Below are 13729 nucleotides of genomic sequence, written 5' to 3'. Positions count from 1 at the left end.
TTCGAGGATCGAGAGGGCTGGGTGATGGCCATCAGGCCGTCGAGTCGTGGGTGACCGGTGCCGGGCAGGTCCCGGCGGGAGAGTCGCGGGCAGCGGTGAACACCCGGGCCGCCATCACCGGCGTCGCCAGCGAACGAGGATGGGCGACCAGGTTCTGCACCTGTAACAGCTGACCGGCGACCCGGGGCGAGGTGTGGCAGGCCCGCAGGACGTGATCGAGGTATCTGTTCAACAGGTCCGTGCCGGGCGGTTTCGCGCCGCTGGTGCGCGGGTCAGCGAAGTCGGCGGCGGCCGCGATCCGCCACGGAACCTCGACGACCCGCGCGGCCCTTCGGTAGAAGGCGGCCGGGAGGCGGGACGACCGCAGCCCGTGCCGGTCGACGGCCCGGCCCAGCTCCTGGGCCTGCAGCGCCGCCACCGACATCCCCTGCCCGTAGACCGGGTTGAAACTGCAGATGGCGTCGCCGAGGACTACGAACCCCGCCGGATGACGCTTCAGCAGCTCCATCCGGCGACGCTGGCTGGTCGGCATCCGATGGGTCAGGACCGGTCCGAGTGGTTCGGTCCCGGCGAGCAGATCGGCGATGGCCGGCGACGGAAGCGAGCGGGCGAAGGCGTGGAAGCCGTCAGCGTCGGTCGGTGGTACGTCGCCGTGAAATCCGGCGAGAGTGACGATGGCCCGGCCGTCCTCGACCGGCACCACCGTTCCCATGCGATGTCCCGCCCGCGGATTGTCGACGACGAGCACGATCCGCGGATCGGTGCGTCCGGAGCCGAGCCGGACCGTGCGGGTGCCGTAGGCAATGTCGATGCGCACGGTCGAGACGTCCGGTGCCGTGAATCCGGCGGGCTCCAGCTGGTCGAGGAAGCGGGTGTTCCGGCCGGTGCACGCGACGACCAGGTCGGCCCGGTACACGGCACCGTCCGTGCGCACCCCGGCCACCCGGCCGTCCTCCACGATGAGACCGTCCACCGCGACCTCATCGGTCACGGAGACGTTCATGTACCCGCGCAGGAGTCGTCCGCGGATCGTCTCCTCCAGCAACGGCCGGGTCATCGACACTCCCCGGTACCCGAGCGCGGGCCGCATCCGGTAGCCGCCGGCCTGGTGGAAGACGACCTCCTCGGTGCCGTACCGCACGGCTCCGGCCGCCTCCAGATCGCCGGTGATCCCGGGGAACCAGCGCCGGAGCCGCTGATGCCCCGCGGCGAGCAGCACGTGGCCGTGCCGGCCCTGCGGGACGCTTCGGCGCGGAATGTGTGCTCCGGTGATCCGGTCACGTTCGATGACGGTGACGTGATCGACCCGGTCGCTCAGCACGCGCGCGGCGCACAGGCCGGCAATGCTCGCCCCGATCACGATGGCGGTGCCTCCGCGCCGCTCGCCCATGTCACTCCCTCCGCCCCGGTACTTCCCGCCCGTACCCCCTTGAGGATCGGAGACCGACGGTGCGAAGCCTTGGCGGAGGTCTGAGGAACTGCTGAGGGATAGGGCGGCGGCTCGGACCGGATCGTCGTGAGATCGTCGTGATTCCGTCATGGAGTGATGTGTACGGCCGCACTACGTTATGACACTGTGAGCGTCACCTATCGATTCGGTGACTACGAGCTCGATCTCGGCCGTCACCAGCTCCGCCGGTCCGGCCAGCCGGTCCATGTCGAACCACGTGCTCTCGACCTGCTGTGTCATCTGATCCGGCACCACGACCGTGTGGTGACGAAGAACGAACTACTCGACGAGATCTGGGGAGACAGGTTCGTCAGCGAGGCCGCGTTGACCACGGGGCTGCGGACCGCGCGACTGGCGGTCGGCGACTCCGGAAGCCAGCAGCGGGTGATCCGTACGGTGCACCGGCGCGGATACCAGTTCGTCGGCAGGGTGTCGCTCGCCGGTGAAAGTAGCGTGCAGGCCCTGGTGCCCGCACCTACGGCCGAGGCCCAGACGATCCGTTTCTGCCATGCGGACGACGGCACCCGGATCGCGTACGCGACGCTGGGCTCGGGCCCGCCGCTGCTCAAGGCCGCGAACTGGCTGACGCATCTCGACCTGGAATCCACGACCCCGCTGTGGTCGCACTGGCTCGGCGGGCTGTCCCACGACCGGCGGCTGATCCGGTACGACGAACGAGGCTGCGGGATGTCCGACTGGACCGTCCCCAGCTTCAGCTTCGACGACTGGGTCGACGATCTCGAGACCGTGGCGGACGCCATGGGACTCGACCGGTTCCCGTTGCTGGGCGTCTCGCAGGGCGGGGCGGTCGCGATCGCCTACGCCGCGCGCCGGCCCGAGCGGGTTAGCCGCCTGATCCTGGCCGGCGCATACGCCCGCGGCCGGATGGTCCGGGCACGTGACGCCGCCGCACGGCAGGCCGCCGACCTCGACCTCGACCTGGCCCGGGTCGGCTGGATCCATCAGGACCCGACCTTCCTGCGGGTGTTCGCCTCCCAGTTCCTGCCGGACGGCACCCCGCAGGACTGGGACGCCTTCATCGCGTTCCTGCGCCGGACGACCTCACCGGAGAACGGCGTCCGGTTCCTGGAGGAGTTCGCCACCATCGACGTCACGTCGATCGCGCACCGCGTGGCGTGCCCGACACTGATCCTCCACTCGCGCGAGGACGGCCGCGTGCCGGCACAGCAGGCCGGTGAGCTGGCCGCCCTTATCCCCGACAGCCGCCTGGTCCTGCTCAACAGCCGGAACCATCTGCTGACCGCCGACGAGCCTGCATGGCCGGAGTTCCTTTTCCAGGTGGACGATTTCCTCGCCGAGTGACACCCGCCGGGCTCACTCGGCCAGGAACTCGGCGAGGTGATGCTGGAACTCGGCCCATGCGGGCTCATCCCGGGTGAACAGATGATTACGGCCGTCGAGGAGCACGAGCCGGCTGTGCGGGATGAGCGCCGCAAGCTCAAGAGCATGGGACACCGGCACACGGGGATCATCGCGGGAATGCATGATCAGCGTCGGGCAGGCCACCCGCGGCGCGAGTCCGGAGACATCGATCCGGGTGAGCTCCTCCAGGAACCGGGTGCCGTTCTCCGGTGAGGTCGTCCGGCGCTGGAAGGCGGCGAACTCGTCCCAGTCCTGCGGGGTGCCGTCCGGCAGGAACTGGGAGGCGAACACCCGCAGGAAGCTGGAGTCGCGGGAGGCCCAGCCGATCCGGGCGAGGTCGACATCCACCTTGGCCGCCCGGCGTTCCAGGTCGTCGGCCGCGCGGACCTGACGACCGGACAGGTATGCCGACGTCAGCACCAGCCGTTCCACCCGGTCCGGCCGGCAGGCCGCGTAGGCCACCGCGGTGGCACCGCCCTGGGACACCCCGAGCAGCGCGAACCGGTCCACCTCGGCCGCGTCGACCACCGCATCGAGATCAGCGACCCAATCCTGGTAGGTGAACAGCGGTTCCCGCCATTCCGACATTCCGCAGCCGCGTTCGTCGTACCGGATCAGGCGGCGTCCCTGGAGCAGGCCGTCGACCCAGTGGGACCACAATGGCAGGGCCTGATCGAGGTCGAGGTGCGTCAGCCAGTTCGCGGTCTTCACCAGCGGGCGGCCGGTACCCGTGTCGGCATACGCGAGCCGGGCACCGTCCCCGGCCCGGCAGAACCGGATGACCTCTCGTGGCGCGGGTCCGCCGCGACCGTGCGAGAGCGTCATGTGTGCAGCCCTCGAAGTCCGATGTGGAGTTGAAATTGCGTCACCCGCCGATCCTACGGAGCGTTGACGGCGTTGACCGTCGACAGATCCCGCATCGGATGTCGCATGTATGACGATGTGAACCTGACCGGTAGTGCCGGACTCAGGTCAGCTTGGTGTTGCCTGCGCTGCTATCGGCGCCATCGTCCGCGCCGAAGGAGCTGCCCTTCATTGAGGCAAGAACGGCTCTAAGGTGGTCATCGGCGGTCTGGACAAGCCGCAGCTCCTCCGGGAGCTGCCCGTGATTGAGGCAGCCGAATCGGGCTGCTGAAGAAGCGCTCGTCGAGGGCCGCAGCTCCTCCGGGAGCTTTAGGCAGCACACGCTCGTCCGGCAGGGCCAGGGGCCATGGCCCAGCACCCGGGCCTCAGCACCCATCTCCAACCGGCGCTGACGCTCATCGAGATGCGGGAAGATCGCCTGGAACTTCGCCACCAACTGCTCTTGAACCTCCACCATGACGCCCATAACAGATCAGCGGACCACAATCCGGCAAGCTACGGGTTATTTCTCTGCAAGCCCTAAGTTGATCTCCGCCGCAGTGAGATTGCTGTGATTGCCACTGAGCCATTCCGCGCAACGAGTCGCCGAATCTGAGTGACCGGCGGTCGGAGTCCACACGCGACACGCCGAAGTTGTTGCGCTGCAACGAGAAGACGCAGGATCCCGGTATGAAGGTGGCCTCTCACAGCAACACTTTCAAAGGATCCTGCGTCGACGATGAGTGTGTCATCACAGCGGTCCTCCCGCTGCACGAGGAGACCGTGACGTTCCTGGCCGCACTCCTGGATGGGGAACGTGCCCGCCGGGGCACCCGGGCCGGGACCAGGGCGTTGACCTGCCGTGAGCAGGCGGTCCTGGTGTTGCGGTGGTTCTGTGACAGCACCCGGATGCGTCAGCTGGCCCGGGACAACGCGATCAGCATCTCGACCGGCTACGACTACCTGCATGAGGGCATCGACGTGCTCGCGGCTCGTTCGCCGAGTCTGCACGGTGCGCTCCTCGCGGCGAAAACGGCCGGTCATGATTACGTCACCATCGACGGCACCCTGATCGAGACCGACCGGTGCCACACCCCCGGCCCCACCAAGGGCGTCGATCTGTGGTGGTCGGGAAGCACCACACTCACGGCGGGAACATTCAGGTCGTCGGCGTGCCGGACGGCTGGCCGATCTGGACCTCCGAGGTGCGTCCCGGCCGGGAACACGACACCACCGCCGCCCGCACCCATCCCGCACTCCTGCCCGCCCTCACCGACGCCGCCGGCGACCTGCGCACCCTCGGCGACCTCGGCTACGAAGGCCTCGCCGACACGATCACCGTCGCGTACAAGAGACCGAAGAACGGCGGACTGCTGCTGGTCCAGCAGCAGTTCAACAAGGCCCACAACAGCCTGCGCGCCGTCGGCGAACGCGCCAACGCCCTGCTCAAGATGACCTTCCGAGCCCTGCGCAACATCGGCCTCGACCCATGGCGGATCGGGAAGATCGTCGCCGCCGCACTGGCCATCCTGCATACCGAGTACGGACGCACCACATGACCACACCCGGTAGTCATTTCCTTGCTCGGACAACCTCAGTGTCTAATTGGCAGGGCAACCACCGCCGAATCTTGGGTCAACACATCCCTTCGAGGCTCAGCGGTGGTTGCTTGCCGTCCGCAGGCAACCCATATTTGCACCGCCGCCCAAGCGGTTCTCTAATTGGAGCACTGGCCGCTAATACGGATACACGCATCTCGTGGCCGATAACTACGAGGCGCCTCCCTCTCGCTTGAGGCGGATCGAGGCTGATTCGGTTGCTTATGCGAACGACTTGGTCACATAAACAGTTCCGTATGCGATGTTGGTGAATGTGCCCGATGCCGGAAACGTTAGATAGGTGTCGTTGCCGATCTTCGCAACGAGTTCGGCTGTGTACTGTAGGTCGAGGCTGCCTAGGCGGACTTCGGCGGTCAGAGTTACCTCTTGCCCCGGCTCGAGTACGCCTTTGACGTCCCAAGGAAGTGACACTTCGGTACTCTCCTCCTGGGAGACCTCTTCAACCGTGGTTCGTTCCCAGCCGGCGTTTGCCGATGTGCCTACACCAAACACCTCCGCACTCACTTTGATTGAGGCGAAATATTTCATTGATGTTGAACTAGTCCAGGATCGGGTCATGGTGCGTTTAACTGAATCCGCGAAGCGGTATTCGGTTCGGTCGGAATAGGGTCCATAGTGCGTTGTGAGTAGCGCAGCCGGCGCAATACCACGATCCGATCCCTGGCCGGGCGGATTGACATACTCCACCTTGCGGAGAGTGACAGTATCGACCGGATTCAGAAAAAAGAACCCAAGTGCATCGAGGTCATTGCCCGAACGTCCCTCGATACCAACCAGAAGTCCCGAGCCGGTCGGTGCGTCATAAGGCGTCTGGCCGGAAACCGACTTCTTCCCACAGGAAAAGTGTTGCTTGAGTGAGGTCTTGATTTCAACTTTGCCGCAACGGGTCCCCACTCCATTGCCCCAGATGGTAAGTTCAAGGATCAATTCGCCCGGCGCCAGCGTCAGGACATGACGGTCCCCCCTGGTCTGGCCGTGGATTGAGGTTTGAGAACCGTCGCTATAGGTGGCGCGTACGCCTGCCATCTTGTCGTCGTCGGTCCAAAACTCGAGCGATTTGATGAATAGTCCGTCAGATGCACGAGCGTCCAGAAATGTTGAGCCGCCGTTTCCTCCCACTACGAATACTGGGGTGTAATAGGGCTGGTCCGGGTAGGGCCACTCCGATCCGGCCTGCGACCGCTCGGTATGCACGTGCAATAGATCAGGCATCCCATTTTCCTCGATGCATATTAGTCGATGATGTTGTAACGGCGATGCCAAAGGCAGGGTGCCGATATGGACAGGTGACGACGTCAGGATCGTGCAACACTTTAGACCGCTCACGGAACTGAACGTGCGATCTGCCTCTGAAGTGTGCCAAGCTGGCTTAGCTAGGGACTGAGAAACAGAGCCATTTCATCCTACCGAGTGCACTGTCATCGGCATGAGAGTGCGTCAGGTCGCGCGCCGTCAGCAATTCTGGCGGATTGCGCCGCGAGAGGTGTGTGCGGCTGGGCGGCGTTGAAGCGAGTGCGAACGGGCGGTGGGCCGGTGCCGTGGAGGGCTGCCGACCGCACCTGTCGGCCGCACCGTCGATGCCGGTTCCGGGCACGATCATGCACCGACGGGCACGACGCACCGCGGGCGTTCAGGGTGCAGGCGATGTCGGCCATGCTGTGCCCGGCGAGCCGGCGGGTGAAGATCCATCGCACGTGCCGTGCCGTCACCGGATCTGGCGCGAGGCCGGGCAGTTTCTGGCCCAGCGTGCGTGTGCCGGGTTCGGGTGCGGGCCGATCTCGACGAGCTGGTATCCGTACGGTGGGCGGCCGCCCAGACAGCGGCCCTGGTCCCAGGTCTGGACCTGCATCGCCTCGAGGACCCGGTGCCGTGACCGCTGCACCTCCCGCAACGACCGCGCACCCAGCTCGATCAGCACCGCACGATGCACCGGATCATCACCATCGCCCGGGCCGAGAAGCTCCGGCAGGCACGACACCACCCCCGCACGCTTGAGTGCCGGGAGTAGGTCAAAGACCTGCCGGCCGCAGAACGCCCGCTCGTACTCGCCTGCGACCACCGCATCGGCATCGCACTTTCCGGCGGTGAGCGTGGCCGGCAGTGCGGCGGCTTTGCGGCCTGCGCTGCACGATGGCCGTTCGGCAGCACCCGATGTCGAGATACTCAGCCACGATCGTCCCGGTCCCGATGATGAGGTCGCGGGCACATTCCGGCTGCCACCGCCGGGAGGTGTCGGAGTGCTGGTGTTCCTTGGTCGACAACCGCCCGTAGAACACGAACCGCATCGCGGCCTGGGCGGCCGCACGCTCCCGGCGCGTCCGACAGGGCACGGTCTGGGCGTCTCTCCATGCATCGAGCGGCCCTGCGGCCGCTACAGATTCCGCCGTCATGTCGGTTCACCTCGCCGAGTCGAAGGTTTTGACCTTCGACCAAAGCGCGGTGTCATGCAGCGCGGGCAAGCCCTTGCAGCGATGTCCGTTCGATTCGCTGGCCGGCTGTCACTCGGTTCGGCGATCCCGGATGCGGTGAGTGAGGCATGGCAGTCCTGCCGTCGCTCCGTGCGCGATCGCGTCGACGGACGCGGCGCGCCTGGTGAGGTGGTGTGCATCGGCTTGACATGTCGATAGGCTGAGGCGTCGCTACGCGATGTTGCACACCCAGAGGGCGCCTCAGCCTATCGAGCAGGCCGAGGATTGAGAGGTTGTGGCGCGGTCGGGGGCAACTCGACCGCTGTTCGATGCAGGCGGTCTGAGGTCCTAAGGTGCCCTATCAGCCGATAAGAGGACGAACTCGTTGGCCGTCGGCTTTCGGCGGTGTCTGGTTCTGCGTCGCCTGCGTGGTTTGGGGCGATTGTCAAGCTGTGTAGGTGCCGTCTACCTGGGTGAATGTCGTTGGATCGGATGTATGTGATCGCACTCAGCGGGTGATCGGGCATAGCCGCGGCGTGGTAGCATCTGTGACATCTATGCCAGGTGTGACATCTTCATCCCGGCCTAATGTAGGTGAGTCATGCGCACGATCGACACGTCCCATGTTCCTGCCGAGCAGTTCGACCAACTCGAGCGCGCCGCGGCCGATATCTCACCCGAGATGCTCGACGTCATCCGCGCGCTCAGCGAGTCCGTTCGCGCTGGTGACGGGATCGCCGCGTTCGAGCCGACCGCCACGCTGACGCCGAACGAAGCGGCCGAACGCCTCGGCATGAGCCGCGCGCACCTGTACAAGCTCCTGGACCGCGGCGAGCTCGCGTTCGACCGCGTCGGCCGTGACCGACGCATCCCTTTCATCGAAGTCGTCAAGTTCGAACAACGCCGTCAGCGCGACCGCCGCGAACTCGCCGAACGCTTCGCGCACCAGCAGCAGACGCGATCCGCCGCGATCGACGAACTCGCCGACCTACTCTAAGCCCGGGTCACCCGGCCGAGGGCGTGTCGCTGCCGCCCTCGGTCGGCCGTAACCGGAACAATGCCTCGGTGATCCCCCGACGTGCCCGTCCGACCCTCCGTGTCCTGCAGGATGACCTGCGCGACGGCTGGGAGTCGCCGCACGCGCCGCCCCGGGCCGGAGTCCAAGGACTCGACCCGCTCTCCCCGCTCAGCGCGCTGCCCCACCCGATCATTCGGAAGGCTGCCGAGAGCTTCGGCGATGACCCGGAGCACGACACCCACCTCGGGCGGATCAAGAGCAGCACACGCCTCGTGATGCTGGAGATCAAAACCGGCCAGTGGCGCGGCGGCGTGTGGGTTGACCAGGAGGCCGGAGTCTGCTGGCTCATCGCCGCCGGACTCGCCAAAGGCGGCCACAAAGACCACGACGACTTCTACGAACGCGTCAAACGCGCGGACAGCACCGACGAGACCGAACGCTGGCTGCCCACCGACGACGACCGCCGGCAGTTGAAACGAGAAGCCGCCGCAACACTCTCGATCGAGTGGGAGTGCGACATCCAGCGCCGGATTGTCGAGGTGCTCCGGACGATCGCAAGCGGGGGAACGGCGACGTTCATTCTCCCGCACCCGAGCGGCACGGCAGGCAAATTCGGGGAGTGCACACTGACGGTCGCCGAACAGGGCGACTCCGACTTCAAGTACGAGGAAGTCATCGTCGAGATCGATCTCGCCAGCGAGTTCCGCACATCAGAGCTGGGCTGGCAGGCGACGATCCGGATACTGACCGTGATCAACCCACCCGAAACCGGCTGGGATCGCGTGGGTGACACCTACTCGACGATCGACGACATCGGGAACCTCGCGCTTCGCCTCGATCAGCTACAGGAGATCACCGACCGCGGAGAACTCGCGCAGTCGCATCCCAACAATAAGGCGCATTACGCCCACCGCCGCAGTCTTGCCATCAGCTCCGTCGTCGGCCTGAGCGTCCGCTCCATGTGCGGACTCTTCTTCGTGCCATACCAGAACCACGAGACACTACCGAAGTGCCAGGCATGCGAAGAGCGCTACGAGACGCTCCCCGAATAGCCGTCGCGCGCACTCGGCGCGCCGATCACGGCAAGCCCCGGATACCGGGCCGTGGATCTCCAACCTACCGAGACCCCGAAATTGGCTCTTCTGCGATCGTGTCGTTGCCCCTTAAGTCTTACCTCGTTTGACTTCGGAACGAGAGAAAGGCTCCTACATGCGCCAGTGCTGCCCGCAGGAAGCCCGAGAGAAGCTAGACGGCTGGATCGACCGCCAGTTCCCCCAAGACTGGCAGGCCGCCATTATGAGCACGAGCCCAGGTTTTCTAATCGAACTGAATCGGAACCACAACTGCGAGTACGCCTTGCGGTCCGACCGCGCTGACGCGGTAGCGTAATATGTCAGCTACGACGGACCCGTGATCGAGATGGACTACCCGGTCGCAGCTCACGTATTACTTATCGGACTAACTGAAGGCAAGGCGGCAGCCCAGAAGGAGATGCGCGCTCTCCTTAGCCCCGGCAGACTTACCTCCGACTCGCCCCGGCGAAGCGCCACCGCTGGTGAATTGAGAGGTGCCGGTTCTTCCCCCGCTCGCGCATTCGGTGCCCAGCGGATTGCCGCAATCCGGCAGCGGCGTGTGGCCAAACGTACTCGGCGTGGGCGGACGTCTGCGGCAGGGATATGACCAGATGTCCCGAAGCGTGAACGGCGGTTGCTCCCGGTTGAGGTCGTGCCCAGCGCGACCCGGCCCGCTTCGGATTGATCGGATCTGCCGTGACGACGCGGCGGGTGGCTTTCGCAAGATCATCGGTGTTCCCGGTGGGAACACCACCTCAGCGCAGCTGATACGATGAGCTACACAGAGCCACAACATGGCCGGTGCAAAACCGGACATGTGAGCGCAAATGCAGGTCAGCGGCCTGTCGGACACGTCAACCCCTACGGGGGTAAGAGCGGGATTTGAGCCGCAATTTCAGCGGCTTGCAGCGGCATTTATTTCGACTCTTCTTGCGCCGTTTATGGCGTGTATCCGTCGGTCGTCCTGGTGGAGAGTTTTCCCAGGTCAAGGCGTGGACAGGCAACGTGCGGACAGGCGTGCGTGAGCGCGTCGGTAATACGTCGTCCTCCGGTGGTGTCGGGTCGTGGAGAACGATTGAATCCCCGTCGCAGATCAAGGTCATACCCTGGTTACGTAATCTGCCCGAAATCTCGTCGAATGCCTTATCGACGTCATCAAGGATCTGCGTGCCGATCTGACCGCGCGCGTATGCCAGCAACGCATCCTCCCGCACATACAACGGCCGCGGCCCGCGCAACGTCCGCCGGGCGCCCTGCCCGTGCCGGCACCGGTACGTCGCCCGCCCATGCACCCAGGTGCCCTCGGCCCGCCGGCCGCACCGGCCGCAGATCACCAGCCCGGTTAGCCGATACCGGCGCACACTCCCGTCCCGCGGCGCCGGCAGCGCGCTGACCTTCTGGGCGCGCATGAAGTCGTCGGCGCTGACCAGCGGCGGGTGCGCGATTCGGTCCGAGACCACCCAGTCCGCAGGCGCGTTCGCCCGCCGGCGCGGTCCGCCGACCCGGGTCGACTTATCGCCCGGCAGGGTCTCGCAGTGGTCGGTGCTGTGCCGGTTCCACACCTGGAAGCCGGTGTAGCGCGGGTTGGCCAGGATCGTCGCGACCGTGCGCACCGACCAGCGCCGGGCCGAGGTACGCGCGCCGCGGCCGCCGTCGGGTGGTGGTATCCGGCGTTGGTGCAGCGCCGCGGCGATCTCCGGCGCGCTGCGTCCGGCGAGCCGCTGGGCGAACATCCACCGTACGTGCGGTGCCGTCCGCGGGTCGGGATCCAGACGGTAGAGCCGGCGGCCCCAGCCAGCGTGGACCGGGTTCGGATGCGGGCCCGCGTCGACGAGCCGGTAGCCGTACGGTGCCCGGCCTCCGTGGTGCCGGCCTTGCGTGCGGACCTGGGCGCGCATCGCTTCCTTCGTCCGGAACCGGGATCGGAGCACCTCGGTCCGGGACTGGTGCCCCAGCAGCCGGATGAGGGCCCGGTGCGCGGGATCGTCGAGGTCGACCGGCCCGCCGATTTCCGGCAGCCACACTGTGATCCCGTGCCGGCGCAGCACCGGCAGCATCCGCAGCAGCTGGTCGCCGCTGAAGCCCCGCTCGTGCTCCCCGACCACGATCGCATCGAACTCGCGATTCGCTGCGGTCGCCGCGCGCAGCAGCGTCGCGGCCTGCGGGCGTTCGGCCCAGGGCAGGCTGCGGGAGTAGCCGACGTCGAAGAACTCTGCCACGATCACACCGGCGCCGTCGATCACCCTGCCGGCGCTGTCCAGTTGCCACCGGCGGGAGGATTCCTCGTCCTGGAAGCCGCTGGTGGAGATCCGGCCGTAGAACGCGAACCTGTTGCCCGGAGCCGGGTCGCGGCCGATGGTGCCGGCCCGTCGTGGGTGATGCAGTGTCTGCTGTTGTTGCAGCCGGTCGATCAAGTGATCGCCGTCGGATGATGTCACGGGAACGTGTGCCCTTCTTGCCGGTCGGCAGAAGGTATCGGCATGGTCGAGACCTGGCTCAGTGGGGTCGATCATGGACGGCCGTCGGCCGGTGGTGTCGCTGACCAGAGTCGCGGGGGATGAGCGTTGTCCTGCGGCAGGCGCGGTTGGAAGGCCCGGGTGATAGGTGTGTTGCGGGGAGCTGACGTTGGCCGTTTCCGCCTAGCGTCATCGTTCGGCCAGTGGGCGTGATGATCGGAGGGAGGCGAGCCCTGGTGATGGTGGTGTGCGGGTGGTGGCCGAAGGGCTCGAGTCGGCAAGGGGCTCGCTAGGCTCCGCGTGCTTCCGCAGGATTCGCACAACTGGAGACGACCCATGTCACGGGGACGCACAGCTACGCTCGCCGCTCTTGTTCTTGCTCTCACCGGCTGCGCCGGTCCGTCCGATGCGCCGTCGCCGGGTCCGGCGGCGTCCGCTGGCGCCGGGTTGCCTGATCCGAAGACAGCTCTGGCTGCTTCTGTTGCCGCGCTGGACGCGTTGAATTATGAGTTCAAGCTGTCCTCGCCGTATGACGGGGTGATCTCGGTTGTGGTGCACGGGCCGAGTGGGTCGCTGGAGGTGCAGCAGCGGGTGAAGTACAGCGCTACCGACATCACCGACGTGCGGTATCGCACGGTCGGTGACGTCCAGTGGCTGCGGCTGGACTTCTCGCAGACCGAGGGTCTGCCGCCTGATCTGCCGGGTGTGCTCACCGGCCAGAAGTGGCTGCCGGCCAAGCCGCTCGCCAGCAACGGAGCGTTCGGGCCGCTACGCCTGATCCGGCCGGAGAAGAACCTGACCGGTGCGGAAGGGCTGGTGACCCGGGTGGTCGCGGTGACGCGTAAGGGTGCGGCGTCGTTCGACGGGACGGTCGACGTGACCGATGCGGTCCCGGGAGTGTTGGGGTTCAGCCTGGAGAAGGAGCACGTTGCCGCGCTCGGCGACCGGGCGGTCTCGCTGCCGTTTCGTGCGACGACCGACAGTCAGGGCCGGTTGCGGCAGTTCGGATTCGACTATCCCGCGGCGGGGGACTACCCGGCCGGGAGGGTCTCGTTCACCTTCGACCAGTACGACGCGGCACGCCCGGCCGGGGCGCCGACGGGTAGTGAGCTCGGGTCGGATGCCGATGCGACGGCGGCAGCGGCAGCGCTGCGCGCCATTCAGCAGCAGTAGCGTCCCACCGTCGCGGCATCGGATGGTTCGGCGGCGCCGGGACCTACTTCCGGCGCTGCCCCTAGCTCCGCGCCGCGGTTCGTGACCGTGCGGCTGGTCGGGCGGAACGTCAAGACGGGACGTTCGTCGCCGGTAGCGGCGGTTCTGCTGCGGTCTTGAGGGAGGCGGTGTGATTGCCGGGATGTGAACGTTTGCGGTCGCGAGATGTACGTTGCGTGGGTGGCCGGTGATCCTCGGTAACTGATTGTCAAGATCGACAGTGTTTTGTCCGTTCTGTGAATACGCTTTGTAATTGCTGTTTACTTC

At 66.2% G+C, this 13729-nt stretch carries 10 protein-coding genes and 1 pseudogene; 5 read left to right on the top strand and 6 right to left on the bottom strand.

Annotated features, from left to right (window positions below; translation table 11 throughout):
- Positions 1-31: 31 nt before the first annotated feature.
- On the bottom strand, positions 32-1390 hold the full coding sequence (locus OP04_RS46685) for an FAD-dependent oxidoreductase (protein WP_051800134.1): 1359 nt from the start codon (positions 1388-1390) through the stop codon (positions 32-34).
- A 186-nt stretch (positions 1391-1576) separates the two neighbouring features.
- Here OP04_RS46685 and OP04_RS46680 point away from each other — a divergent pair, with 186 nt between their 5' ends.
- Positions 1577-2773 (top strand): alpha/beta fold hydrolase, encoded by a 1197-nt coding sequence (locus tag OP04_RS46680; RefSeq protein ID WP_033346524.1) that lies wholly within the window; start codon positions 1577-1579, stop codon positions 2771-2773.
- Positions 2774-2785: 12 nt separating this feature from the next.
- Here the strand turns inward: OP04_RS46680 and OP04_RS46675 are convergent, their stop codons facing one another.
- On the bottom strand, positions 2786-3658 hold the full coding sequence (locus tag OP04_RS46675; protein ID WP_051800132.1) for an alpha/beta fold hydrolase: 873 nt from the start codon (positions 3656-3658) through the stop codon (positions 2786-2788).
- Positions 3659-3800: 142 nt separating this feature from the next.
- A complete protein-coding gene (locus OP04_RS46670) occupies positions 3801-4163 on the bottom strand; it encodes a hypothetical protein (RefSeq protein ID WP_033346523.1) in 363 nt (120 codons plus the stop codon).
- 203 nt (positions 4164-4366) lie between these two features.
- On the opposite strand from OP04_RS46670, the pseudogene OP04_RS52730 reads away from it, so the two are divergent.
- Positions 4367-5235, top strand: a pseudogene (locus OP04_RS52730) (transposase family protein).
- Between the two features lie 261 nt (positions 5236-5496).
- Here the strand turns inward: OP04_RS52730 and OP04_RS54250 are convergent.
- Together OP04_RS54250 and OP04_RS54245 are read right to left on the bottom strand one after the other, a co-directional pair.
- A complete protein-coding gene (locus tag OP04_RS54250; RefSeq protein WP_157241282.1) occupies positions 5497-6621 on the bottom strand; it encodes a jacalin-like lectin in 1125 nt (374 codons plus the stop codon).
- Between the two features lie 379 nt (positions 6622-7000).
- Positions 7001-7225, bottom strand: coding sequence for a hypothetical protein (locus OP04_RS54245; RefSeq protein ID WP_157241280.1), 225 nt, complete (start codon positions 7223-7225; stop codon positions 7001-7003).
- A 1079-nt stretch (positions 7226-8304) separates the two neighbouring features.
- On the opposite strand from OP04_RS54245, the gene OP04_RS46655 reads away from it, so the two are divergent.
- Both OP04_RS46655 and OP04_RS50940 read left to right on the top strand, forming a co-directional pair.
- A complete protein-coding gene (locus OP04_RS46655) occupies positions 8305-8700 on the top strand; it encodes an excisionase family DNA-binding protein (protein WP_033346522.1) in 396 nt (131 codons plus the stop codon).
- Positions 8701-8768: 68 nt separating this feature from the next.
- The gene (locus OP04_RS50940; protein WP_051800130.1) at positions 8769-9773 is read left to right on the top strand and encodes a DUF3039 domain-containing protein; all 1005 of its coding nucleotides are present in this window, start codon (positions 8769-8771) and stop codon (positions 9771-9773) included.
- An 875-nt stretch (positions 9774-10648) separates the two neighbouring features.
- Here the strand turns inward: OP04_RS50940 and OP04_RS46640 are convergent.
- Positions 10649-12208, bottom strand: coding sequence for a recombinase family protein (locus tag OP04_RS46640; RefSeq protein ID WP_051800129.1), 1560 nt, complete (start codon positions 12206-12208; stop codon positions 10649-10651).
- Between the two features lie 342 nt (positions 12209-12550).
- Here OP04_RS46640 and OP04_RS46635 point away from each other — a divergent pair, with 342 nt between their 5' ends.
- Positions 12551-13423, top strand: a complete 873-nt coding sequence (locus OP04_RS46635) for a LolA-like protein (protein WP_157241278.1) — start codon at positions 12551-12553, stop codon at positions 13421-13423.
- The last annotated feature ends 306 nt before the right edge of the window (positions 13424-13729 follow it).

The organism is Catenuloplanes japonicus, assembly GCF_000717135.1.
Classification (GTDB): domain Bacteria; phylum Actinomycetota; class Actinomycetes; order Mycobacteriales; family Micromonosporaceae; genus Catenuloplanes; species Catenuloplanes japonicus.
The sequence above is the reverse complement of the archived record's forward strand: the minus strand, read 5'-3'. Positions and strand labels throughout refer to the sequence as shown.

Coding starts and splice junctions, on each gene's coding strand:
- OP04_RS46685 (WP_051800134.1), bottom strand. CDS start 1,390: ATGGGCGAGCGGCGCGGAGGCACCGCCATCGTGATCGGGGCGAGCATT.
- OP04_RS46675 (WP_051800132.1), bottom strand. CDS start 3,658: ATGACGCTCTCGCACGGTCGCGGCGGACCCGCGCCACGAGAGGTCATC.
- OP04_RS46670 (WP_033346523.1), bottom strand. CDS start 4,163: ATGGGCGTCATGGTGGAGGTTCAAGAGCAGTTGGTGGCGAAGTTCCAG.
- OP04_RS46655 (WP_033346522.1), top strand. CDS start 8,305: ATGCGCACGATCGACACGTCCCATGTTCCTGCCGAGCAGTTCGACCAA.